Genomic DNA, 24588 nt, shown 5'->3' on the forward strand with positions numbered 1-24588 from the left:
ACCCGTGCGGAGCACTCAGACAGGTTCGGACACGCTACCGCCCTACCCTGTCAGTGGCGGGCATGGCCGAGGTCAGCTGTTCGCACCTGTTCGAAATGGTCGTTCAGCCCTTAAACGAGGGGCTATGCTAACGCGGATGGGGCGCGGCGGCAAGGTGGTTTGGCCGCTAACACCCAGTCGATGAAGGCATAGAGACTCAAGATCGCATCGCGCGCCAGCCCGAGTCGATAGAGTCGGCGCGTTAAGCCGATCTTGTGTTCAAGCCGCGCGGCCGGGTCGCGGTGGCCGCCAAGTACGCCAACACGAGCAGGGCAAAGGGGTTGGGGCTGGCCTCCAGTTCGGCCGTGCGGTCACGATAATCCAGCAGCTTTAGCGGCTTCCTTCCCGCATTATGGTGGAATGACGCTACGGACCCTACACCAAGGGTCTGTCCGGATATCAGGCAGGAAGGCTATAGCAGGTACGCGAGGCGACCGAGGTGGGGCGTTGGAACGAGTCTGGGCACGCTATCGCCCTACCCGGTCAGTGGCGGGCATGGCCGGGGCTCGCCAGGAGTCCAAGGCTTCAGCCTTGGGCCGGGGGGAGACGGGGCGAACGGACAAAGGCGGGAGACCCCTGGAAGAGAAAGGTCTCCCGCCGCGAGGTATTAACGGCAGGGTCTTGGGCGTCATCAAACAGGCGCTAGCCCGGAACTAATGTTACGCCTTGACGATGTGGTCGGCCGGTTCACAGTACCGCCCGCGGGTGTCCACGATGAGCCGGGCATGGGTCTTGATGAGATCATAGTCGAAGCGGTCATGGTCGGTGATCAGCAAAACACAGTCGGCGGCGGCGAGGGTTTCGGGGGTCAGTGCGGTCGATTCCAGGTCGAAGTCGTACTTGCGCATGGGGATGAATTTGGGCACATGGGGGTCGGAGTAGCTGATACTGGCCCCTTTGTGCTGGAGCAGTTCCATGATTTCGATGGCCGGGGATTCGCGGCGGTCGTCGACGTTCTTTTTGTAGGCGATGCCCAGCACCAGGATGCGCGCACCCTTGAGCGCCTGACCGCGGTCGTTGAGGGCGTCCACGACTTTGCCGACTACCCATTGGGGCATATTGGCGTTGACCTCGCCGGCCAGTTCGATGAAGCGGGTGCTGAGCCCGTATTCGCGTGCCTTCCAGGTGAGGTAGAAGGGATCGATCGGGATACAGTGGCCGCCCAGTCCGGGGCCAGGGTAGTAGGGCGTGAAGCCGAATGGTTTGGTGGCGGCGGCGCGGATGACCTCGTGGATGTCGATGCCCATGCGGTCACAGACGATCTTGAGTTCGTTGACCAGGCCGATGTTGACGGCGCGATGGATGTTCTCCAGCAACTTGGTCATCTCGGCGGCGCGGGTGGAACTGACGGTGATCACCTGGTCGATGACCTGGCCGTAGAGGGCCTGGCCGACCTGGGTGCAGGCCGGGGTGACGCCACCCAGGATTTTCGGGATGGTGCGGGTGCGGTACTTGGGGTTGCCGGGGTCTTCGCGCTCGGGGGAGAAAACCAGGAAGAGGTCCTGGCCGACCTGAAGGCCGGAGCGCTCCAGGCGCGGGCGCAGTTCCTCGTCGGTGGTGCCGGGCCAGGTGGTGCTTTCCAGTGAGACGACCTGGCCGGGGCGCAGATGCGGGACGATGGAGTCGGTGGTGTCGAGCACGTGGCTGAGGTCGGGCTCGCGATATTTGTTGAGCGGCGTGGGCACGCACAGGATGAGAGCGTCGCACTCGCGGGCGCGGCTGAAGTCGGTGGTGGCGCGGAAACCGGCGGCGACGGCGGTGCGGATGACCTCCGCAGGAATGTGTTCGATATAGGACTCTCCGGCATTGAGCCGGGTGACCTTGGCGAGGTCGATATCGAAGCCGAGCACGCGGTAGCCGACTTCGGCGAAGCGCAGCATGAGGGGCAGGCCGACATAGCCGAGGCCGAGGATGCCGATGAGGGATTGACGGGTCTGGAGGCGGGCGATCAGGGATTGCATGGCTTGGGGTCCTTATGGATTGCGCTCGTCGCGGTTTAGGCCGAAGTTCCAGGCTCAAGACAGAAGTTTCTTAGGCGAATCAGAATCTTGAAAAATTTTCGCGTGCAAGCGTCTGGGTACAGGTAAGCGATTTATTCGCTAAGACTGACTATAGCCCGAGTCCGAGCACAAATCGACCGCCACATGGGTACACGTTCCCATGTAAGTGCGCGAAAATTCACTATATCATTATGTTTCGGAAAGAAAACTTTCAGGCACCGGTCTGGAACTTCGGTTTAGGGCGATCGTGGTGGCGGGGTGCCGGGTCGGCTGAGCGATGCCGTCCTGGCACCGGGCTTCCGGCATCCTGCCGGAACGTCGACGGGGTGCGACCGCAGGCCTCAGCCGCCGAGCAGCGCGGCGACGCGCGTTAGGTCGTGCGCGGTGTCGACACCGGGTCCGGGCGGCTGCGCGGCGATGCCGACGTGGATGCGCTCGCCGTGCCACAGGACACGCAATTGTTCCAGGGCCTCGGCCAATTCCAGCGGCGACGGCTCCCAGGTGACATAGCGCCCGAGGAAGGCCGCCCGGTAGGCATAGAGCCCGATGTGACGCAGGAACGTGACCGAGGTCGGCAGGTGCCCGCGCTTTCCCAGGAACTCGTCACGGTGCCAGGGCAGGGGGGCACGCGAGAAGTACAGGGCGAAACCGGCCGCATCGGTGACCACCTTGACCACATGGGGGTCGAACAGGGTCTCGCCGTCGGTAATCGCGAAGGCCAGGGTCGCCATGTTGGCTCCGGGGTGGGCACTGAGGTTACGGGCAACCTGGTCGATCAGCGCGGGCGGCATGCAAGGCTCGTCGCCCTGCAGGTTGACGACGATGGTGTCCTCCGACCAGCCGCGGCGCGCGATGACCTCGGCAATCCGGTCGGAACCGCTGCGATGGTCGGCCCCGGTGAGTTGCGCCTCGGCGCCAAAGGCGGCGCAAGCGGTGACGATGCGCTGGTCGTCCGTCGCGACGATCACCTCGCCCGCGGTGCTCGCCCGCGCACGCTCCACCACGTGCTGGATCATGGGCTTGCCGTGGATGAGCAGCAGCGGCTTGCCGGGCAGTCGGGTGGAGCCGAAGCGGGCCGGGATCACGACCTTGAAGTCCGGGTGCACGGCGGGTATTGGCTCGGGTGGTGGGGGCGCAGGGCGTTGCAGGGTGTTCACGAAATGGGTACCTTCGGCGGGTTCCGGATGGACGGAAACGGGCTGTTAGCGACGGATCTTGCCGTATCCGCGGGATGGTTGGCGAGGAAAATGACGGTCGGACAAGTGCGCGAAGAAGGCGGCGATGAAGGCGTCGTCCGGGACTGCCTCGACCGGACAAGCCCACAGGTCGGCGCGTGTGAACCGGGCGCATTTGACGGCGTCCTTCTCGGTCATCAGCACGGGTCCGGGGGGCCAGCTGTAGGCGTCGGCAGCGGTGAATGCATGATGGTCCGGATAGGGCCGTTCGGCTGCCTGGATGCCGTGAGAACGCAGCATGGCGAAGAAGCGTGCGGGATTGCCGATGCCGGCCACCGCGGTGACTTGCCGGTCACGAAAGGCGCCCAGGGGTTGGGTACGGGTCGGGTCGTGCAGATTGACGGCCGCGCCTGGAACCAGACTGAAACGGTGCCCAGGGGCGGTGCCGCCGTTGTGGATCACCAGGTCCACGGTTTCCAGCCGCTCGGGGGGTTCACGCAAGGGACCAGCCGGCAGGCAGCGACCGTTGCCCAGGCCGCGGTCACCGTCGACCACGGCGATCTCGAGGTCACGGGCCAGACGGTAATGCTGGAGTCCGTCGTCGCAGAGCAGCAGGTCGCAGCCGAGTCGATTCGTTGCCAGTTCGCCGTCGGAATACCGGTCCGGACCCGCCACCACCGGACAGGGCGCACGCCGGGCCAGCAGGACTGGTTCGTCGCCGACCAGGTTGGGGTCATCGGCAGGGTCCACGATACGCGGGCAATGAACCGACCGGGCGCCGTAGCCGCGGGTGATGATGCCGGGCCGCCACCCGCGTTCCGTGGTGAGCTGCGCGAGCTTGAGCACGAGGGGTGTCTTGCCCGTTCCGCCAACGGTGAGGTTACCGACGATCACCACCGGAATCGGCAGCCGCCGGACGGCGAAGGGTCCGTTGCGGTAACCCCTGCGGCGCAACCGGGCGATGGCGCAGTACAGCCAGCCCAGCGGCGCCAGGGCTAGTGCCAGCGGATGTCGGCCATACCAGATGTGCGTTGGGTCCAAGGGTTGTTACCGTAACAGTCGCACCGCGATCCCGCGGAGGCAAGGCGTAACGCGGAAGCCGTCGCATGGCGTTACCGGCCGCTGGAGCGGCCAGACGGCATTCGCTCGCTGGAGCGTGAGAACGAGAATACCGTGACCCCGTGGGAGCGGCCTCCGGCCGCGATCGGGACCACCGCGACGTCGCGGAGATCCCGCGCGGCCTCAGCACGGCCTCAGCACGGCCTCATCGCGGCCGGAGGCCGTTCCCACAGCGGACCGTCGCGTGGCGCGGCACCAATACTTAGACGTCAGCGAGTACATCATGAAACTGGAGTCGATGCAGCCGGGCGTAGTAACCGCCCAGGCTGATCAGGTCAGCGTGGCGGCCTTGTTCAACGATACGACCCTCCAGCAGGACCAGAATACGGTCGGCGTTCTCGATGGTGGACAGACGGTGGGCGATGACCAGGGTGGTGCGCTGCGCCATCAAGACCTGGAGGGCGGCCTGGATGTGGCGCTCGGCCTCGGTGTCGAGTGCGGAGGTGGCCTCGTCCAGGATCAGGATGGGGGCGTCTTTAAGCATGGCCCGGGCGATGGCCAGACGCTGGCGCTGGCCGCCCGAGAGCAGGACGCCGCGGTCGCCGATCATGGTGCCGAATCCCTGGGGCAAGGCGCGGATAAACTCCAACGCATGGGCGGCTTCGGCCACGTGCTCCAATGCCTCCTGCGTGGGCGGCACGGGCCGGCCATAGGCGATGTTGTTGGCGATGCTGTCATTGAACAGCACGACATCCTGGCTGACCAGGGCGATCTGATTGCGCAGTTCGGCCAGCGATAATTCCCGGATCGGGACCCCGTCGATCAGGATCTCACCGCCGGTAGGATCGTAGAAGCGCGGCAACAGGCTCGCGATGGTGGTCTTGCCGCTGCCCGAGCGGCCGACCAGCGCTACCTTCTCCCCTGGAGCGATGATGAGGTCGAGATTGCGGATTGCCGGCGCCTTGTCGGGCGAATATTGGTGCGTGACATCACGGTACTCGATACGGCCTTTGGCGCGGCCGAGGGTACGGGTACCCTGATCGTCCTCGGTCTCTGAATCCAGCAGTTCGAACAGGCTCTCAGCCGCGATGATGCCGCGCTGCAGGTGCGCATTGACACCGGTGAGGCGCTTGACCGGAGGAAGCAACAGACCCATGGCGACCACGAAGGACATGAAGGTGCCGACCGTGATGTCCGCGCGCAACCCCTGCATGGTCGAGAGATAGACGATCAGTGCAATAGCCAGCGCCGAAATCAATTGCACCAGGGGCACGCTCGCCGATTCGGTGGCGATCATTTTCATCTGCAATGAGCGGGTCTTCTCATTGATATAGCCGAACTCGGCGGTCTCTTGCGCCTGCCCGCCGAAGGATTTGACGACGCGATGGGCGTCGATCGCCTCCTGGGCCACATGCGTAAGTTCGCCGACCCGGTCCTGAATGCGGCGACTGTAGCGTCTGAACCGCTTGGTGGCGTACTTGACGGCACCGACCATGACCGGACCAATGATCAGAAAGATGGCCGACAGGGTGGCATTGATATAGAGCATGTAGGCCATCAGGCCAATGACCGAGGCACCGTCGCGCACCAGGGTGGTGACGGCGGAGGTGGCCGCGCTCGCCACGTTCTCGACGTTATAGGTCAGTTTGGCCAGAATATGGCCGGATCCGTGTTGGTCGTAATAGCGGGTCGGGGCGCGCAGCAGGTGCTCGAACATGGCCTGGCGCAGATCCGCCACCACGCGTCGACCGACCCAGCTTAAAAAATAGTCATTGATGAATCCGGCGATGCCGCGCACCAGAAAGATGAGGATGAGGGCCAGCGGCATCAGGCGGACAATGGATTCGTCCTTGTGCACGAAACTGCCGTCGATCAGCGGCTTCATCATCGCGGCAAAGAGCGGCTCGGTCGCGGCATAGATCAACATGCCGAAGATCGAGACGGCGAACATGCGCCAATAGGGCTTGGCGTAGCCGAGCAAGCGTCCATACACCTGGCGGGCCGCCAGTTGGGGTATCTCTTGGGTCATTGCGGTGCGGTCGGCGGGCTCTGGCGCGCGGTCGCGAAGGAGACTTTATTCAATCCAACCTCCGCAGCGGCATCCAGCGCCGTCATGACCGCCTGGTGGGGGGTCTTGGCATCGGCCTGGATCAGGACGGGTAAGCCTTTGCGCTGGTCCAAGGCGCCGGTGAGTGCGCGCACCAGGGTGAGCGCCTGCTGGTCGACGACGAGACGATCATTGACATAAAAGGTTCCGCTCTCGTCGATGATGATCCGGATCGATTCGGCTTCTTTGTCTGGCTGGTCCTGACCCTGGGCTTGAGGCAGGTTCACCCGCAGGCGCGTCTGCTCTTGGCCCGATTCATCCTTGAAGGTGGTGGAGACCATGAAAAAGATCAGGAGCAGAAAGACGACGTCCAGCAGCGACGTCAGGTTGATCTCGGGCGGTTGGGAGCGGCGGGTGCGCAGATGCATCAGGACTCGCCGCCCTCTTCGCGTTCGCCCTTCATGACTTCAACCAGGCGCAGGGCCTGCATTTCCATGTCGATGGCGAATTGTCCCACTCGGCTATCGAAGAAGCGATGGCAGAGCAAGGTCGGGATAGCGACCGAAAGACCCGCCGCGGTGGTGATGAGCGCTTTGGCAATACCACCCGAGAGAACCCCGGCGTTGCCTGTCCCGGCATTCATGATGACACCGAAGATGTCGATCATGCCGAAGACGGTGCCGAGCAGTCCGAGCAGGGGGGCGACCGAGGCGATGGTACTGAGGGTGTCAAGGTGACGTTCGAGACGGGCCACGACATGGCGGCCGGTATCGGCGATAGCCTCTTTCATGACCTCGCGGGAATGATTGCGGTTGACCAGGCCAGCCGCCAGCATTCGCCCCAGCGGGGAGCCGCTGCGGATCGCTTCGATCTTTTCCGCGCTGAGCTGCCCCTGGCGGTGCAGTTGCCAAATGCGGGTGACCAGGTCCTCGGGCATGATCCGCGCGCGGCGCAATGTCCAGGCACGGTCGATGACCAGCGCGGTCGCTATGACGGAACAGGCAGCGATCGGCCACATGAGCCAACCGCCCGCTTGCATCAGTTCAAGCAAAGCACACTCCTAAGTAAAACGCCCCCGGCGCGTGGCGACGGGGGCGTTGCCCGGAAGGACGGCGCGCGACCCACGGCCGCCCCATCCGGCTAGCCGCGTCGCATCTTGCGCAGCTTCTCGATGGCGCGTAACTGAGCAATGGCCTCGGCCAGCTCGGATTGCGCCTTGGCATACTCGAACTCGGCCGTTTGACCGGCAAGCGCGTCCTCGGCGCGACGCTTAGCCTCTAAGGCGGCCGCCTCGTCGAGGTCATGGGCGCGGATCGCGGTGTCGGCCAGGACGGTCACGGCCATCGGCTGGACCTCCAGCACGCCGCCGGATACATAGAAATGCTCCTGCTCGCCCTTTTCATTCTCGACTCGCACGTCACCAGGGCGCAGCCGACTGATGAAGGCCGTGTGCCGGGGCGCGATCCCGACCTCTCCCAACTCGGCAGAGGCGTAGACCATGGAGGCGATTCCGGAGTGGATGGCTCCCTCGGCGCTGACGATGTCGACTTGGATCGTTGCCATGGGTATCTCCCCTTAGCCGGCCATCTTCTCGGCTTTGGCCACGGCCTCCTGGATACCGCCGACCATATAAAAGGCCTGCTCGGGAAGGTGGTCGTAGTCGCCGTTGACGATGGCTTTGAAGTCCTTGATGGTGTCAGCCACGTGGACGAAGGCGCCGGGTGCGCCGGTGAAGACCTCAGCCACCGTGAAGGGCTGCGACAGGAAGCGCTGGAGCTTACGGGCGCGGGCCACGGTGAGTTTGTCGACCTCGGAGAGTTCGTCCATGCCGAGGATGGCGATGATGTCCTTGAGCTCCTTGTAGCGCTGGAGCGTTCCCTGAACCGCACGGGCCGTTTCGTAGTGTTCGGCACCGACTACGTTGGGGTCGAGGATGCGGCTGGTAGAGTCCAGCGGGTCCACCGCCGGGTAGATGCCGAGTTCGGCAATCTGGCGGGACAAAACCAGGGTCGCATCCAAGTGGGCGAAGGTGGTGGCCGGGGACGGGTCGGTGAGGTCGTCCGCGGGCACGTAGACCGCCTGGAAGGAGGTGATGGATCCGGTGCGCGTCGAGGTGATGCGCTCTTGCAAGGCGCCCATCTCGGAAGCCAGCGTCGGCTGGTAGCCCACCGCGGACGGCATACGGCCGAGCAGCGCGGACACTTCGGTGCCGGCCAGGGTGTAACGGTAGATATTGTCCACGAAGAGCAGCACGTCGCGGCCTTCTTCACGGAAATACTCGGCCATGGTCAGGCCGGTCAGGGCGACGCGCAGACGGTTGCCCGGCGGCTCGTTCATCTGACCGTACACCAGGGCGACCTTGTCGAGAACGCCCGAGTCCTTCATCTCATGATAGAAGTCATTGCCCTCGCGGGTCCGCTCGCCGACGCCGGCGAACACCGAGAAGCCGCCGTGAGCCTTGGCGATGTTGTTGATGAGCTCCATCAGGGTGACGGTCTTGCCCACGCCGGCACCGCCGAAGAGGCCGACTTTACCGCCCTTGACGATCGGCATGATAAGGTCGATGACCTTGATGCCGGTTTCGAGGATTTCAGTGGAGGCCGCCTGGTCTTCGAGCTTGGGAGCCTCGCGATGGATGGCCCAGCGCTCGTCGGTGCCGATCGCGCCGAGTTCGTCGATCGGGTGACCGAGCACGTCCATGATGCGCCCCAGGGTCGCCTGACCCACCGGCACGCTGATCGGAGCGCCGGTTGCGGTGACCGCGGCGCCGCGCTGCAGGCCGTCGGTGGAACCCATGGCGATGGTACGCGCGATACCGTCACCGAGTTGCTGCTGAACCTCGAGGGTCAGACCGACGGAATCGATATGCAGCGCCTCATAGACCTTCGGCATCTCGCCGCGGGCAAACTGCACGTCGACGACGGCGCCGATGATCTGGGTGACGTTACCGGAACTCATAGTCTCTTCCTCATTCGTCGCCTGGGCAGGCGTCTGCGGATGCTGTTGTAACCTTGAAGCCGTGATCGCGCTGGACGTTATCGCCGGGGCCGGCTAGACAGCCGCCGCGCCACTCACGATCTCGGAGATCTCTTGGGTAATCGCGGCCTGACGCGCCTTGTTGTAGACAAGCTGCAACTCGCTGATCAGGTTGCCGGCGTTGTCGGAGGCGGATTTCATCGCGACCATTCGCGCGGCCTGCTCACAGGCACCGTTTTCGACCACCGACTGATAGACCAGCGACTCAATATAGCGCGTCAGCAGCGAATCGAGCACGGTATGGGCATCGGGCTCGTAGATATAGTCCCAGTGCAGCGGCATGGACTGGCGCTCGCCCGGTACCAGCGGTACCAGTTGGCGAATCACCGGCTTTTGCGTCATGGTGTTCACGAACTCGTTGCTGGCGATATAGATCGCGTCGATCTTCTTCTCTTCGAACGCGTCCAGCATCACCCTGACCGTGCCGATCAGTTCCTCGACGTGTGGCTTGTCGCCGAGGTGCGTGGCTTGGGCCAGCACGCTGCCGCCGAAGCGTTTGAAGAATCCCAATGCCTTGGTGCCGATGGTGCAGAATGCGGGATCGACCCCGAGTGCACGCTGCTCCTTGATTTCGGCAATCAGTCGCCGGAACAGGTTGCTGTTGAGACCGCCGCACAGCCCGCGATCGGACGAGACGACGATATAACCGACCCGCTTGCGGCTGCGTTCGACGGCCATGAACGAGTGGCGATACTCGGGCGTCGCGCGGGCCAGGTGGCTGATCACCTCGAGCATCTTCTGCGCATAGGGCTTGGACGCGGCCATCCGCTCCTGGGCACGGCGCATCTTCGACGCCGCGACCATTTGCATGGCTTTGGTGATCTTCTGCGTGCTTTTGATGCTCGCGATCTTGGTTCGGACTTCTTTGGCGCCGGCCATTTGCTCAAGCTCCCAGCTTCCAGCCGTCAACCGCCAGCTTGGATGGCGGAGACGGCAGGGTGAATCGCAATGATGAAACGCTCAAACCTCGCCCAACCACCCCCGGCTGGCGGATGGCCGTGTGAGGCTGGCGTCTCATTACCAGGTGTTGTTGGCCTTGAATTCCTTGATCGCCGCGTGCATCGCCGCCTGGATCTCGTCGTTGAAATCACCGGTGGTGTTGATTCGCTCGAGCAGGGCCGCTTGGGCAGACTTCATGTAGGACTGAAGTGCGTGCTCAAAGTCCACGACTTTTTTGACATCCACGTCATCCAGATAGCCTTCGTTGGCCGCGAAGAGCGACATGGCCATCTGGGCGACACTCATCGGGGAGTATTGCACCTGCTTCATCAGCTCGGTGACACGCTCGCCGCGTTGCAGTTGCTTGCGGGTCGCCTCGTCAAGATCGGACGCGAACTGGGAGAAAGCCGCCAACTCACGATACTGGGCCAGTGCCAGACGGATACCGCCGCCGAGTTTCTTGATGATCTTGGTCTGCGCGGCGCCGCCGACACGGGACACCGACAGACCCGCGTTGATGGCCGGGCGGATACCTGCATTGAACAAGTCGGTCTCAAGGAAGATCTGGCCGTCCGTGATGGAGATGACGTTGGTCGGTACGAAGGCCGACACGTCACCGGCCTGCGTTTCGATGATCGGCAGGGCCGTCAAGGAACCGGTCTGGCCTTTCACCGCGCCGCCCGTGATCTCTTCGACGTAATGCGCATTGACGCGCGCGGCACGCTCCAGCAGACGGGAATGGAGATAGAAGACGTCGCCGGGATACGCCTCGCGGCCCGGCGGCCGACGCAGGAGCAGAGAAACCTGACGATAGGCCCAGGCTTGCTTGGTCAGATCGTCATAGATGATCAGCGCATCCTGGCCGAGATCGCGGAAATACTCGCCCATGGTGCAGCCGGCATAGGGCGCGATGAACTGCATGGCGGCGGAGTCGGCGGCGGCGGCAGCGACGATGATGGTGTGATCCATCGCGCCGAACTCTTCGAGCTTGCGCACCAGGTTGGCAATAGACGAGTTTTTCTGGCCTATCGCAACATAGATACACTTAACCCCGGTGCCTTTCTGGTTGATGATGGTGTCGACCGCGACCGCGGTCTTGCCGGTCTGGCGGTCACCAATGATCAACTCGCGCTGGCCGCGACCGATCGGCACCATGGTGTCGATGGCTTTGATGCCGGTCTGCACCGGCTGGTCGACCGACTGGCGGGCAATAACGCCCGGCGCCACTTTTTCGATCGGGGAGGTGCCGACGGCATCGATCGGGCCTTTGCCGTCGATCGGGTTGCCCAGTGCGTCGACCACACGGCCAAGCAGACCGGAACCCACCGGGACTTCCAGCACGCGACCGGTACAACGGACCCAGTCGCCTTCGGTCAGATGGGTGTAAGGGCCCAGTACGACCGCGCCGACCGAGTCCCGCTCGAGGTTGAGGGCGAGCCCGAAGGTGTCGCCGGGAAACTCCAGCATTTCATAATAGCGGGCGTCGGACAGGCCATGCACGCGCACGATACCGTCCGTCAGGCTGACGATGGTGCCTTCGGTACGGGCCTCCGTCTTCAGCTCGAACTGTTCGATCTTCTGTTTGATGAGATCGCTGATCTCGGAAGGATTCAGTTGCATGACCGTGTCCTGTTCACAATGGGCCTGTTCAATGGAGGCCCGTTCAGAATTGCAAAGCGTTGGAAAGCTGCTTGAGCTTGCCGCGGACCGAGTCGTCGATCACCAGGTCGCCGGCATGAATCTCGACGCCTCCGATCAGGTCCGGGTCTTGTTCCACCGTCAGCTCCACCTGAGCACCGAGTCGCCGCGCCAGGGCTGTGGCCAGCACCTGCTCCTGGTCGGCATCGACCGGAAAAGCGCTGCGGACCAGCACCTGGCGAACGCCCTGTGCGGCCACGCGCCGCTGCTCGTAGAGCTGGGCGATCTCGGGCAGTGCGGCGAGACGGGAGTTCTCTGCCAACAGTCTGACCAGGTTGCCGAGTTCAGCCGACATGGATTCGCCGCCGATCTGGATGATCAGGTCACGGAGACGCTCACGCGGGCAATTGGGATTGGCGATCTGGGCGGCCATGAGCGGGTCGGCCGCGGTTGCGGCAAGCGTATTCAGGCTCGCGGACCATTGGTCCACAGTGCCGAGTTCCTGCGCACGCTTGAACACCGCCTCCGCATAAGGCCGCGCAATGGTAGTGATTTCTCCGGCCATGGTTGGTCCTTTAGATCTGTCTGGCGAAGTCGTCGACGAGCGACTGATGAGCACGCACGTCGATTTCTTTCTTCAGGATCTTTTCGGCAGCGGCTACGGCCAGGGTCGCGACCTTTTCGCGCAGCTCTTCGCGGGCGCGATTGGTCTCGCGCTCGATCTCCGCCTGGGCGGCGGCAATCAGCCGCTGGCCTTCGGAGCGGGCGTCGACCTTGGATTCTTCGACGATCTCTCCGGCGCGCTTCTGGGCCTGGCTGAGGATCTCGGTGGCTTGGGCCTTTGCAGTGTTCAGGACTTCCTGAGCGCGCTGCTCGCCGAGACTCTTCTCCTGGTGCCCGCGTTCGGCGGCGGCGAGACCCTCGGCGATCTTTGCCTTGCGGTCGCTGAGCGCCTTGACGATAGGCGTCCAGACATAGGTCATAGTGAACCAGACGAAGACCCCGAAGGAGATCATCTGGCCGATGAGTGTCAGGTTGAAGTTCACTTGTATGCCTCGGGGTGCCTCGGGGTGCCTCTGAAGTTCCTTCAGGTCAGGCGCGTCCGATTCTTATGTCAGGCGGCGAACATCAGGTAAAGGCCCATGGCGATCGCGATGACCGGCAGCGCGTCCACGAGACCCATGACGATGAAGAACTGGGTACGCAGCATCGGGATCAGTTCAGGTTGACGGGCAGCGCCTTCCAGGAAACGACCACCGAGCACACCGATGCCGACGCCCGCGCCGACCGCGCCGAGGCCGAGCATCAGGCCCGCGCCGATGAATCTGATAGCAGTTGCGAATGCTTGTGCGACTTCGAGTTCCATGGGTAACTCCGGTGGTTGGTCAGGCGGTTGAGAATAAAGGGTGATTAAGGACTAGTGATGCGTCTGGTGGGCCATGTCGAGATAGACGACGGTCAGCACCATGAAGATGAATGCCTGGAGCGTGATGATCAGGATGTGGAACACCGCCCAGACGAACTGCAGGGCACCCGCGGTGAGCCCCAGCGCCCAGCCGCCGCCGAACATCAGTGCGATCAGGATGAAGATCATCTCACCGGCGTACATGTTGCCGAAGAGTCGCAGGGCGAGTGAGACCGGCTTGGAGAGCAGACTGATGCCTTCCAGAATTAAATTGGCCGGCATACCCCAAACGCCGAACGGCTGCAGGCTCAACTCACCGAGGAACCCGAAGACGCCTTTCATTTTAAAGCTGTAGTACAGCACCATGCCGAATACCACTAAGGCCAAGGCAAAGGTGGTGTTGGGATCAGTGGTGGGCACGACTCTGAGGAAGACGTGATGCGGATCGGCGCCAAAGATGGCCATTGATTGCCCGAACAGCCAGGGCAGCAGATCCACCGGAATCAGGTCCATGAGGTTCATCATGAAGACCCAGACGAAAATGGTCAAGGCCAGCGGCGCGACCAACGGGTTCTTGCCGGTGAATGAGCCACGGACGTTTTCGTCGATGAATTCGACAATCCATTCGGCGAAATTTTGCGCGGGTCCTGGAATTCCGGCCGTCGCCTGCTCAGCGACGCCGCGAAAGAAGCGGACGAAGAGCCATCCGAGCAGGATGGAAAAGAACATGGTATCGACATTGATGGCCCAGAAGCCCATCTCGGCCGCACCCTGGGCATTGTGCGCAAAACCGAGCCCATGCTCCGGATGCACGCCCAGGGTGAGATTGGTGAGATGGTGCTGGATATATCCTTGAGCGGTCAGCGTTTCAGCGGTCGACATCGATCATCTCTCAGTGCGTGTCTTGGGTGCCCGACCGGGCGCCGCACGGGTGCTCAGTTGGGCCGCAATCAAGGTGGAAGCGACCTGAATGACCAGGTAAGCAACCAACAGTGCCGGAACGTTCAGGCCGTCGAGCGTTGCAAATGCCACGCCGAAGAGACCGATTAAAACTACGAGCTTCGCGACCTCTGCGCCATAAATGTTCAGCAACAACCGACCTGGTTCCTGGGCGCGGTAGCCCCGGAAGACCAAGACCGCGAAGAGGAAGTTGGCGAACAGACAGGAACCAACGCCGATCATGACCGAGATCACCATCTCCCAACCGAAGGGGATGGCGATCAGCAATGCGCTCAAACCAAGAATGACTTGAACCTGCAGAGTCTTTTTGGCCAGCAGGGCATCTGCCTGTTGCATCGGATTCGGAACATGCTGCGAGGACTAATCCTTGCCGAACGCGCAGTATACGGGGTCAAAAATGTTGGGTCAACGCAAGAGAGACCGCGAGTTCCCTGGATCTAGCTTATTCTAATCATTGCAGAATACCGAACCCGGCAGCGGTGATCACTGAATGTGTGCAAGTATGCCGTCCAGTTCTTCCAGGCTGTGGTAGGCGATGACCAGCTTGCCGGTGCCGCGCGTGCCCTGCTGGATCTGGACGCGCGCCCCGAGGCGGTCGGCCAGATCGTCCTGAAGGCGGCGGACATTGGGGTCGAGATCCCGCTTGGCGTTCGGCTCCGGCGGGGCCTCGTCCGCCTGCTGCAGGCGGCGCACCAGCCGCTCGGTCTCCCGCACCGAGAGACCGCCGGCCACGACTTGCCGGGCGGCAGTGCTTTGCGCCGGGCCTTTGAGACCGAGCAGCGCACGCGCGTGGCCCATTTCGATTTGGGAGTGGTCGACCAGGGTTTTGACGTCGGGGTTCAGTTCCAGGAGCCGCAGCATGTTGGTCACCGTGGTGCGGGATTTGCCCACGGCCTCGGCGATTTGCTGATGGGTGAGCTGGAACTCGGTCAGCAGGCGCTCCAGAGCCCCGGCTTCTTCTAACGGATTGAGGTCGGCGCGCTGAATGTTCTCGATCAGTCCGATGGCCACCGCGGTGAGTTCGTCGCAATCACGGATGACAGCCGGAATGTCGATGAGCCCGGCCTGCTGGGAGGCCCGCCAGCGCCGCTCCCCGGCGACGAGTTCGTAGCGGTCCGCACCGATCGGCCGCACGACCACCGGCTGGATGACGCCCTGGGCGGCGATCGAATCCGCCAGCTCGCGCAGGGCATCCGCATCGAAATCACGACGCGGCTGATAACGGCCGCGTTGGATTTGTTCGAGCGGAAGCCGGGTGATGCGCTCGCCGATCGGGGATGCGGGATCAACGGGCGATGGCCGCTCGGTGCTCAGCGGCGCGACGGACACCGGGGGCAGGCGGGTCGCGCCGAGCAGGGCATCAAGACCGCGACCAAGGCCACGTTTTTTTTGCGGCGCATTGCCGGCTTCTTCCACGGGGTCCATCAGTCGGGCGCCTCAGGAGACAGGGTGACGTTTATGGTTGCGGCGCAGCACTTCGCTCGCCAAAGCCAGGTAAGAGACAGCGCCTTTCGAGACGGGGTCGTAGAGCAGGACCGACAGGCCGTGACTCGGGGCCTCCGCCAGGCGGACGTTGCGCGGGATAATGGTCCGGTAGACCTGATCGGTGAAGTGGGTGACAAGCTGGGTCGAGACTTGATTGGCCAGATTGTTACGCGGATCGTGCATGGTGCGCAGGATACCCTCGATCTGGAGCCCGCTGTTGCGGCTTTCACGGACCTGGGCGATGGTGTCGATCAGGGCGGAGAGTCCCTCCAAAGCGTAATACTCGCACTGGATCGGGATCAGCACGCCGTGAGCGGCAACCAGCGCATTGAGCGTCAGCATGTTGAGCGACGGCGGGCAGTCGATGATGATCAGCTCGTAGTCGTCAACGACCGTCGCCAGGATCTTGGCGAGTCGCCGCTCCCGGTCGGCGGAGCCGATCAGTCCGACCTCAGCGGCGGTCAGGTCGGCGTTGGACGGCAACAGGTCAAAGCCGGGGGCCGGTTCGGCGACGCGTTGCAGACAGGCCGCAAAGGGGATGTCGGACAGCAAGAGGTCGCAACTGGAGTGTTCAATGGTGTGCTTGTCGACCCCGCATCCCATGGTGGCGTTGCCCTGCGGGTCCATGTCGACCAGCAGGACACGCCGCTTCATGGACGCCAGGGCAGCGGCCAGATTGACGGCAGTGGTGGTTTTTCCGACCCCGCCTTTCTGATTGGCAACGGCGATAATACGGACCATGGCAGGATCACTCACAGCGGATCTCAATGAGGTGGCGGTCGCCTTCAAGGAACGGCACGCACAGGGGGTGCACGGTCAGGTTAAGGTCGCTGAGCGCCGGGTTGCGGAGCTCGTCGTGCGGATAGCGACCCTTCATGATCAACAAGCGCCCCGGACGGTCGAGCAGGGGGGCCGCCAGCAGCTGTATCTCAGCGATCTCCGCGACGGCCCTGGTGACTATGGTACTGAATTTTCGCCCCGGCCGGTATGACTCGATGCGGCTGTGCACGGCCTCGACCTGGGTGAGGCCAAATTCCATGACGGCTTGGCGCACGAAACGGATCTTCTTGCCGCTGCCGTCGAGGAGGCAGTAGCGGCGGTCCGGGTCGCAGAGGGCCAGCGGCAGTCCGGGTAATCCGGCACCGGTGCCGAGGTCGAGAACGGTGTCGCCGAACAGAAACGGGCGGATTGCGAGGCTGTCGAGCAGATGTCGGGACAGTTGCTCGTCGGGGTCGCGCACCGCGGTGAGGTTGTAGGTGCGGTTCCAACGGGCCAGCAGTTCAAGGAACGCGAACATCCGGTCGATCTGGCTCGGGGTCAGCGCGATGCCGAGCGCGGCGGCGCCGTCGGTGAGTCGCGCCCGCGGTGGGACGGGCAGGGTGGGGGCCATGCTCGGGTCTTTGTTCAGGTCGGGAGCGTCTGGATTCCGGATCACGCGCTGTGCCGCTTCAGGTGGATCAACAGCAGTGACACCGCGGCGGGCGTGACCCCAGGTATCCGGGCCGCCTGACCAAGGGTGGTCGGGCGCACCCGGGTGAGCTTTTCGCGGACCTCGGTGGAAAGCCCGCGGACTCCCGAGAAGTCGAAGTTTGGCGGGAGCGACTTGGATTCCTGATCTCGGGAGCGGTCGATTTCCGCTTGCTGACGAACGATGTAGCCGTCGTAGTGACAGCGAATCTCGATCTGCTCGGCAACCACCGGATCGACGGGCAACTCCGGCTCGCCGGTCAGACGGACGATGCCGCGATAGTCGACCTGCGGTCGGGCCATGAGGTCAAGCGCGCGAATCTCACGCCGCAGGGGCTCGCCGAGGACGGCGATTTGATCGGCCAGCGGGACGGCGTCAGGCCGGACCCAGGTGTCGCGCAGCCGCTGCTGCTCGCGGGCGATGGCTTCGCGCTTGCGGTCGAACGCCCGCCATTGCGCCTCTGCGACCAGGCCAAGCCCGTAGCCGATCTCGGTTAGCCGCTGATCGGCGTTGTCTTCCCGCAGCAACAGGCGGTACTCCGCCCGGCTGGTGAACATCCGGTAAGGCTCCGTGGTGCCGCGTGTGATCAGGTCATCCACCAGGACACCAAGGTAGGCCTGATCCCGACGCGGGTACCAGGGATCGCGGCCGAGCACGCGCAGGGCGGCATTGGCTCCGGCCAGGAGCCCTTGAGCCGCCGCCTCTTCGTAGCCGGTGGTGCCGTTGATCTGACCGGCGAAATAGAGGTTCTCGACCGGCTGGGTCTCAAGGGTTACGGCGAGGTCGCGCGGGTCGAAGAAATCGTACTCGATGGCGTATCCCGGACGGGTGATGTGGGCGTGCTCGAAGCCGAGCATGGATCTGACCAGGGCCTGCTGGATGTCGTAGGGCAGGCTGGTGGAAATGCCGTTAGGATAGACCTCATGGGTGGAGAGCCCTTCCGGCTCAACAAAGATCTGGTGGCTCGATTTGTCGGCGAAGCGCACGATCTTGTCTTCGATGGAGGGGCAGTAGCGCGGGCCGATCCCCTCGATCAGACCGGTAAACAGGGGCGAACGCGACAAGCCGGAGCGAATCACGTCATGGGTGCGCGCATTGGTCTGGGCGATGAAGCAACTCACCTGGCGCGGGTGATCGGCCACGCTGCCCATGAAGGAGAACACGGGGGTCGGCTGATCGCCCGGTTGCTCCTTGAGTTGCCGATAATCGATGGTGCGGCCGTCGATGCGCGGCGGCGTCCCGGTCTTGAGCCGCGCGACCCGGAACGGCAGCTCGCGCAATCGGCGGGCGAGGGCATTGGCCGGTGGATCGCCAGCACGGCCGCCCTCATAATTGGCAAGACCGACATGGATGCGGCCGGCTAGAAAGGTCCCTGCGGTCAGAACGACGGCCCGCGCCTTGAAACTGAGTCCCATCTGGGTGCGAACACCCTGGACACGACTCTTGCCCCCATATTCCTCCAGAAGCAGATCGTCAGCGGCCTGCTGGAAGATCGAGAGGTTCGACTGTCCCTCACAGGCGGTGCGGACGGCCGCTTTGTACAGTGCACGATCCGCCTGTGCACGCGTGGCCCGCACGGCTGGCCCCTTGCTGGCGTTGAGGATACGGAACTGGATACCGGCGCGGTCCGCGGCCTGGGCCATGAGGCCACCGAGCGCGTCGATCTCTTTTACCAGATGACCCTTGCCGATGCCGCCGATGGCCGGGTTGCAGCTCATACTGCCGATGGTGTCGGTGCTGTGGGTGAGCAGGAGGGTGCGCACACCCAAACGCGCGGCGGCCAGGGCCGCCTCGGTCCCGGCGTGTCCTCCGCCAATGACGATAACGTCATAGTGATCGGTCGCAAACATGGTAAAAATCATCGCACAAGCTCAGCGAAGGTGGCAGTTTACTCTAAGTCGACCGCTACAAGACGCTGGAATGTCGGCGGTTTTCGGAGGCATCCCGGCCACCGGGGACCACCGGCAAGGCACCGGCCAAGAACGACACGCACAGAGACCACATGCCGCAATCGACCCCGCATCCGCAGGTGAAGCTGATCGAAACCCTCCTCGATACGGCGGGCACCATTATTCTGGGTAAGGAACACGAGATCCGCTTGGCGGTGACCTGCCTGCTGGCGCGGGGCCACCTCCTGATTGAAGATTTGCCGGGGGTGGGCAAGACCACGCTGGCCCACCTGCTGGCGCGGTTGCTCGGGCTGCAGTATTCACGTATCCAATTCACCAGCGATCTGCTGCCGGCGGATGTGGTCGGCGTGTCCGTCTTCGAGCGGGGGACCGAGTGTTTTCGTTTTCACCCTGGTCCGGTATTTGCGCAGTTGGTGCTAGCCGATGAGATCAACCGGGCGACGCCGAAGGCGCAGAGCGCGCTGTTGGAGGCCATGGAGGAGCGGCAGGTCACGGTCGACGGCGAGACCAGGCCACTGCCCGCGCCATTTTTTGTCATTGCGACCCAGAACCCCTCCTACCAGGTCGGCACCTTTCCACTTCCGGAGTCCCAGTTGGATCGTTTCCTGATGCGCATCCGCCTGGGTTATCCGGCCACGGCACAAGAGAAGGAGTTGCTGGCCGGAGAGGATCGCCGGGCCATGGTGCTGCAGCAGTCAGCGGTGTTGTCCGCGACCGAGATCGCTACCCTTCAGACGGCGGTTGGTCACGTCCATGTGGCGGCCCCACTGATCGACTATTGTCACGGAATCCTGGCGTTCAGCCGGCGTTGCGAACGGTTCGTCCATGGCCTCTCGCCACGAGCCGGGGTCGGGCTGTTGCGCGCGGCAAAGGCGTGGGCACTCCTCGACGGGCGTCATTTCCTGATCCCGGAAGATATTCAGGCGGTATTGCCGGCTTGCGTCATTCATCGCTTGATCGGCAACGATGGGACCGGGCGGCTCGACCACGACGAGGTGTCAACCTTGATCCTGACGGCGGTTGCGGTACCGTGACCTTCGAACGCCAGATGCATCGGTTTCGGCCTGCGCCTATAACCGACAGCGAGCACCCCAAGGCGAGGCGCAGGGTCGAGTCGCTGCGATCCGCCGTGAAGCGGATGTTCAAAGGGCTCCTGCGCAAAGCGCCGATGGGCAAGGATGGGGTCGCACGCATTGCGGCCAGGCAGATCTATATTCTGCCGACCCGCATTGGCATGCTCTATGCCACAACTGTCTTGGTGATGCTGCTGGGTTCACTGAATTATCAGAATAATATCGGTTTGCTCTTCGCGTTCTTTATGGCGTCGGTGGGATTGGTGGCAATGCACCATTGCTGGTATAACCTCCTTGGATTGGCCATTTCAGTGCGCTCGGGTCCCGCGGTGTTTGATGGCGCCGCGGCCCTGTTCGAGGTCACCTTGAGCAATGAGCGGGCAGGGTCACGCTACGATCTGCGCTTGAGCGGAGGTCTGGATGCGAGCACCCCTGTCTATCTCAATGCGCACGACCAACGGGGCATCGTTTTCGCGCAACCAACGCGCCGACGCGGTCTGCTGTGGCTGACGGATCTCGAGGTCGAAACCCGACACCCGATGCACCTGTTTCGCGCCTGGTGCTACGCGCGGGGGCAGGCGAGCGTTCTGGTCTATCCTCGCCCGGCGGTCGCGGCACCGCCGCCTGTTCAGGACAGTGGTGATACGCACCGACCGGCCGCGCGAACCGGGGAAGGCGCGGATGACTACATCGGCAGCCGTGAGTATCGCCACGGCGATTCGACCCGACATCTGGATTGGAAAGCCTTTGCGCGCCAACGTGGTCTGGTGGTCAAGCAATTCGGCGGCGATGATGGACTCGAGGTCTGGATCGACTGGGCGGCGTTGCGTACGCCCGATGCGGAAGAACGTATTCGGCTATTGACGCGACAGGTGCTGGATGCCGAGGCGGCAAACCTGCGGTTCGGGATGAGACTGCCGGGCACCGAGATCGGCCTCGCCAGCGGCGCCAGTCAGATGCAGCGTTGTCTGCGCGAACTCGCACTTTTTGATGATGGCCAAACAACACCTCCTCCCCATTGACGAACAGCCTGAGCGTTATCAAACGCTCGCGCTGGTCATGACGGTAAGCACGGCCTACCTGCCGCTGGCGCGTTACCTGAATTGGCGCGTCACGGCATTCGTCGCTTTGGTACTGCTCCTGCGGTTTGCCGCGGTGCGTTGGCCGGCCGCTGCTCCCGGCCGGTGGCTGTTGCTGACGTTGACCTTCGTCGGGGTGGCGAACTGCCTGCTGGCCAATCACACCCTGATCGGCAAGGTTGGCGGCACATCACTGCTTGCAACCATGCTGGCGTTAAAGTTGCTTGAATTGCGCGCGCGCCGCGACCATCGAATCAGCGCCATCGCGCTCTGTTTCGTGGTCGTGGTGCAGTTTCTGTTCGACCAAAGCATGGGATTGACGCTGTACTTGGGCGGCATTGCGTTCATGATTGTCGCGCTGCTCGTGGATTTGAACGGCGGTATGGGTTCAAACCCAATCCGCCGGGCCATGCCGGTGGTGCTGCGGATCTCCCTCCAGGCGCTGCCACTGACGGTCGTTCTGTTCGCGCTTTTCCCCCGACTGACAAGCCCGCTGTGGAGCCTTGGATTTGACCAGGATCGGGCAACCATGGGCATGAGTGAGTCGATGGAACCCGGCTCGATCAGCGAACTGGTGATCAACGGAGATCTCGCCTTTCGTGCGCGCTTTGACCAACGTCCGCCAAGGTCCGATCAGCTCTATTGGCGCGGCTTGGTGCTTTGGGAGGTCGATAACCGGAAATGGTCACCGGGACGCGCCGGTCAGTATCAACCAGCCGACCCCGAACTGACGCAAGCGGCGGAGCGAATCGATTACGAGATTGTGCTTGAACCTTCCCAACAGCGCTGGATGTTCAGTTTGGATCTCCCGATCGAACATCCGCCGAATACCGTGCTGAGCGGTGACTTTCAATTGCTGTCGGATCGCCCCATCACGACGGCGAAACGCTATCGGCTCACTTCTGCTCTCGATTTTCGGACTGCGGTACCCGTCGAGGCCGAGCAGCGCTATGCCCTGCGCTTACCGGCAAACACGAGCGCGCGGATGCATGCGATCGTCAAGGAGTGGCAGCTCGAAACAGATTCAGATTGGGCGCTGGTCCAAAAGGGGTTGGACTTTTTCAACCGTGAGGAATTTCATTACACGCTGTTACCACCGAAGCTTGGGGCCAATCCCTGGGATGAATTCCTTTTTGAAACACGCAGCGGCTTTTGCGAACACTATGCCGGGAGCTTCGCGGTGTTGATGCGGATCGCCGGCCTGCCGTCGCGGGTCGTCCTCGGTTATCTCGGCGGTGAGCCCAATCGCATCGGCGGCTATCATTTGATCTGGCAGTCGGATGCGCACGCCTGGGTTGAGGTGTTGATCGCCGGACGGGGATGGGTACGGGTCGATCCAACGAGCGCTGTAGCCCCATCCCGCGTGGACAATCGCGGTGCATCCCGCTTGCTCGGGGCCTACACACCGGCTCGCTTCCACATCGATTCCAGCGGAGTCCTGTCGATCGCGATTCGTCAGTTACGGTTGCTGGCCGATAGCATTGATGCCGCCTGGCAGCGTTCGATCCTGGACTATTCAGCCGCCGAGCAAACCCGCCTGCTCGATCGGTTGGGGCTGGCGGACTACGGGGAATTCGCACTGGCAGGGATCATGGTGACCGCGGTCACCGTGGTCATGGGACTGATTCTCGTCGGCCTGATTCGTCAACCCGACGCGATCGATCCGGCCACTCACTGTTTTGCCTTACTGTGTCGCCGATTGGCAGCGGTTGGGTTGGTAAGGCACGCGCATGAAGGACCGCTTGATTTCGCCGCCCGCGTCGCCGTCGCTCGGCCTGACTTCGCACCGAGGGTCAACGCGATTACTGACCTGTATATCCGCGGACGCTACATGCCGAACCCGACAGCCGCGGATATTCAGAGCCTCTCTCGACTGGTTAAAGCGTTCGTCCCGACAAAACAGAGACGATCATTTTCCGATACAAAACGTAGAAAATATTTTGCCTAAGAGATCATCCGAAGTGACTTCTCCGGTAATCTCTCCGAACGCGTGTTGAGCGTCCCGAAGTTCCAGGGCGACGACTTCGGGTCCTAATCGTGTTTCGAAAGACACTTTGGATGAATGCAGTGCGGTCAAACCTCGCCGTAGCGCATCCAGATGCCGACGACGCGCGACAAAGGAGCCTTCACCAAGCCCCTGCACCCCAGACGTTGCGCGCAGGTGTCGCCTCAGGTCATCGATTCCAGCCCCGGTCAACGCGGATATCGAGATCTCAATGAATCCGTGAGTATTTACTGGGGCAGGGAGGGGTGTAACCAGATCGATCTTATTGCGGATCAAGGTCACTTTTGCAGCTTGAGGGAGCCCACTGAGTTCCTCGCTGTCGAGGCCCAGGGAGCCATCGTAAACCCAAAGGATCTGATCCGCTTTGCCTAATTGTGCTCGGGCGCGCCGCACGCCTTCCTGCTCGACCAGTTCCTGGGTTTCCCGGATACCAGCCGTATCGATGACCGTGACCGGGAGGCCCGCGATCTCCATATTGCAGCGTAGCAGATCGCGGGTCGTACCGGGGACTGGTGTCACAATAGCCGCATCGTATTGAACCAGCGCATTGAGCAGGCTCGACTTACCCGAGTTCGGGCGGCCTGCGATCACCACGTGCAGGCCATCACGAATGCGTTCGCCTTGATGCGCCTCAAACAACACCTGATCGGTTGCGACGATTAAAGCAATGAGCCGTTCACGCAGATCGCGCGATAAGTTATCGTCAATATCTTCTTCTGGAAAATCAAGGGTCGCTTCAACGCCAGTGCGAAGACGAACGAGATCGTCCACTAATGCGTGGACCCGCCTGGAAAAGGCCCCTTGAAGACTACGCATCGCGAGCCTGGCGGAGAGACTGGTGGTGCTTTCGACAAGATCCGCAATGGCTTCCGCCTGCGTCAGATCGAGTTTCCCATTCAAAAATGCGCGTTCCGAGAACTCACCTGGTCTGGCGGGGCGAGCACCAAGTTCAAGACAACGGGAGAGCAGGAGGTCCAGCACTACTGGACCGCCATGTCCCTGGAGTTCCAGCACATCCTCACCGGTGAATGAGCGTGGCCCCGGAAAAAAGAGGGCGATGCCTTCATCAATCGGTTGACCTGTGCTCGCGAGAAAACCGCAAAAGCTCGCGCGACGCGGACGTAGCGCGCGAGCCGTCACCGCAAGCGCTATCGCCCGTGCATCAGGGCCGCTGACACGAACCACGCCAAGACCGCCGACCCCAGGTGCCGTGGCAATAGCAGCAATGGTATCGGCGGTCATTTACGCGATTTGTGATCCTGGCAAGATG

Annotated in this window: 23 protein-coding genes; 3 read left to right on the forward strand and 20 right to left on the reverse strand. The window is 62.7% G+C overall.

Annotated elements, in window-relative coordinates:
- Window positions 1-698: 698 nt before the first annotated feature.
- The 19 genes from QZY03_RS20800 to mnmG form a co-directional block, all read right to left on the reverse strand.
- On the reverse strand, window positions 699-2000 hold the full coding sequence (locus QZY03_RS20800; protein WP_295584193.1) for a nucleotide sugar dehydrogenase: 1302 nt from the start codon (window positions 1998-2000) through the stop codon (window positions 699-701).
- Between the two features lie 380 nt (window positions 2001-2380).
- Window positions 2381-3145 (reverse strand): 3-deoxy-manno-octulosonate cytidylyltransferase, encoded by a 765-nt coding sequence (gene kdsB, locus QZY03_RS20805; RefSeq protein ID WP_295584290.1) that lies wholly within the window; start codon window positions 3143-3145, stop codon window positions 2381-2383.
- A gap of 96 nt (window positions 3146-3241) precedes the next feature.
- Window positions 3242-4255, reverse strand: coding sequence for a tetraacyldisaccharide 4'-kinase (gene lpxK, locus QZY03_RS20810; RefSeq protein WP_295584196.1), 1014 nt, complete (start codon window positions 4253-4255; stop codon window positions 3242-3244).
- A gap of 280 nt (window positions 4256-4535) precedes the next feature.
- The gene (msbA, locus tag QZY03_RS20815; protein WP_295584198.1) at window positions 4536-6302 is read right to left on the reverse strand and encodes a lipid A export permease/ATP-binding protein MsbA; all 1767 of its coding nucleotides are present in this window, start codon (window positions 6300-6302) and stop codon (window positions 4536-4538) included.
- The gene (locus QZY03_RS20820) at window positions 6299-6748 is read right to left on the reverse strand and encodes a biopolymer transporter ExbD (protein WP_295584200.1); all 450 of its coding nucleotides are present in this window, start codon (window positions 6746-6748) and stop codon (window positions 6299-6301) included. The genes msbA and QZY03_RS20820 overlap by 4 nt, the downstream gene beginning before the upstream one ends.
- A complete protein-coding gene (locus QZY03_RS20825) occupies window positions 6748-7371 on the reverse strand; it encodes a MotA/TolQ/ExbB proton channel family protein (protein ID WP_295584202.1) in 624 nt (207 codons plus the stop codon). The genes QZY03_RS20820 and QZY03_RS20825 overlap by 1 nt, the downstream gene beginning before the upstream one ends.
- 89 nt (window positions 7372-7460) lie before the next feature.
- Window positions 7461-7883, reverse strand: a complete 423-nt coding sequence (locus QZY03_RS20830) for a F0F1 ATP synthase subunit epsilon (protein ID WP_295584204.1) — start codon at window positions 7881-7883, stop codon at window positions 7461-7463.
- 12 nt (window positions 7884-7895) lie between these two features.
- Complete coding sequence (gene atpD, locus QZY03_RS20835) at window positions 7896-9278, reverse strand: F0F1 ATP synthase subunit beta (protein ID WP_020506454.1); 1383 nt, start codon at window positions 9276-9278, stop codon at window positions 7896-7898.
- Window positions 9279-9371: 93 nt separating this feature from the next.
- Complete coding sequence (atpG, locus tag QZY03_RS20840) at window positions 9372-10235, reverse strand: F0F1 ATP synthase subunit gamma (RefSeq protein ID WP_295584208.1); 864 nt, start codon at window positions 10233-10235, stop codon at window positions 9372-9374.
- Between the two features lie 138 nt (window positions 10236-10373).
- Complete coding sequence (atpA, locus tag QZY03_RS20845; RefSeq protein WP_295584210.1) at window positions 10374-11915, reverse strand: F0F1 ATP synthase subunit alpha; 1542 nt, start codon at window positions 11913-11915, stop codon at window positions 10374-10376.
- A 43-nt stretch (window positions 11916-11958) separates the two neighbouring features.
- Window positions 11959-12498 carry a F0F1 ATP synthase subunit delta gene (locus QZY03_RS20850; RefSeq protein WP_295584212.1) on the reverse strand — a complete coding sequence of 180 codons (540 nt, stop codon included), beginning with the start codon at window positions 12496-12498 and terminating at the stop codon, window positions 11959-11961.
- Between the two features lie 10 nt (window positions 12499-12508).
- Window positions 12509-12979: a F0F1 ATP synthase subunit B gene (locus QZY03_RS20855; RefSeq protein ID WP_020506450.1), complete on the reverse strand. Its 471-nt coding sequence runs from the start codon at window positions 12977-12979 to the stop codon at window positions 12509-12511.
- A gap of 68 nt (window positions 12980-13047) precedes the next feature.
- Entirely contained in the window at window positions 13048-13299 is a 252-nt protein-coding gene (gene atpE, locus QZY03_RS20860) for a F0F1 ATP synthase subunit C (protein WP_020506449.1), read from the reverse strand.
- Window positions 13300-13350: 51 nt separating this feature from the next.
- Window positions 13351-14220: a F0F1 ATP synthase subunit A gene (gene atpB / locus QZY03_RS20865; protein WP_295584215.1), complete on the reverse strand. Its 870-nt coding sequence runs from the start codon at window positions 14218-14220 to the stop codon at window positions 13351-13353.
- Window positions 14221-14223: 3 nt separating this feature from the next.
- Window positions 14224-14634 (reverse strand): ATP synthase subunit I, encoded by a 411-nt coding sequence (locus QZY03_RS20870; protein ID WP_295584217.1) that lies wholly within the window; start codon window positions 14632-14634, stop codon window positions 14224-14226.
- A 147-nt stretch (window positions 14635-14781) separates the two neighbouring features.
- Window positions 14782-15723 carry a ParB/RepB/Spo0J family partition protein gene (locus QZY03_RS20875; RefSeq protein ID WP_295584219.1) on the reverse strand — a complete coding sequence of 314 codons (942 nt, stop codon included), beginning with the start codon at window positions 15721-15723 and terminating at the stop codon, window positions 14782-14784.
- A 12-nt stretch (window positions 15724-15735) separates the two neighbouring features.
- Window positions 15736-16524, reverse strand: a complete 789-nt coding sequence (locus QZY03_RS20880) for a ParA family protein (RefSeq protein WP_295584221.1) — start codon at window positions 16522-16524, stop codon at window positions 15736-15738.
- A 7-nt stretch (window positions 16525-16531) separates the two neighbouring features.
- On the reverse strand, window positions 16532-17218 hold the full coding sequence (gene rsmG, locus QZY03_RS20885) for a 16S rRNA (guanine(527)-N(7))-methyltransferase RsmG (protein WP_363168704.1): 687 nt from the start codon (window positions 17216-17218) through the stop codon (window positions 16532-16534).
- The gene (gene mnmG, locus QZY03_RS20890; RefSeq protein ID WP_295584222.1) at window positions 17215-19101 is read right to left on the reverse strand and encodes a tRNA uridine-5-carboxymethylaminomethyl(34) synthesis enzyme MnmG; all 1887 of its coding nucleotides are present in this window, start codon (window positions 19099-19101) and stop codon (window positions 17215-17217) included. The genes rsmG and mnmG overlap by 4 nt, the downstream gene beginning before the upstream one ends.
- 152 nt (window positions 19102-19253) lie before the next feature.
- Here mnmG and QZY03_RS20895 point away from each other — a divergent pair, with 152 nt between their 5' ends.
- From QZY03_RS20895 to QZY03_RS20905, 3 genes are all read left to right on the forward strand, one after another.
- Entirely contained in the window at window positions 19254-20195 is a 942-nt protein-coding gene (locus QZY03_RS20895) for an AAA family ATPase (protein WP_295584224.1), read from the forward strand.
- A gap of 104 nt (window positions 20196-20299) precedes the next feature.
- A complete protein-coding gene (locus QZY03_RS20900; protein ID WP_295584226.1) occupies window positions 20300-21256 on the forward strand; it encodes a DUF58 domain-containing protein in 957 nt (318 codons plus the stop codon).
- Complete coding sequence (locus tag QZY03_RS20905; RefSeq protein ID WP_295584228.1) at window positions 21225-23261, forward strand: DUF3488 and DUF4129 domain-containing transglutaminase family protein; 2037 nt, start codon at window positions 21225-21227, stop codon at window positions 23259-23261. The genes QZY03_RS20900 and QZY03_RS20905 overlap by 32 nt, the downstream gene beginning before the upstream one ends.
- Here the strand turns inward: QZY03_RS20905 and mnmE are convergent.
- On the reverse strand, window positions 23223-24560 hold the full coding sequence (gene mnmE, locus QZY03_RS20910) for a tRNA uridine-5-carboxymethylaminomethyl(34) synthesis GTPase MnmE (protein WP_295584230.1): 1338 nt from the start codon (window positions 24558-24560) through the stop codon (window positions 23223-23225). The genes QZY03_RS20905 and mnmE overlap by 39 nt on opposite strands.
- Window positions 24561-24588: the final 28 nt, after the last annotated feature.

Source organism: uncultured Lamprocystis sp., from assembly GCF_903933125.1.
Lineage (GTDB): Bacteria > Pseudomonadota > Gammaproteobacteria > Chromatiales > Chromatiaceae > Thiodictyon.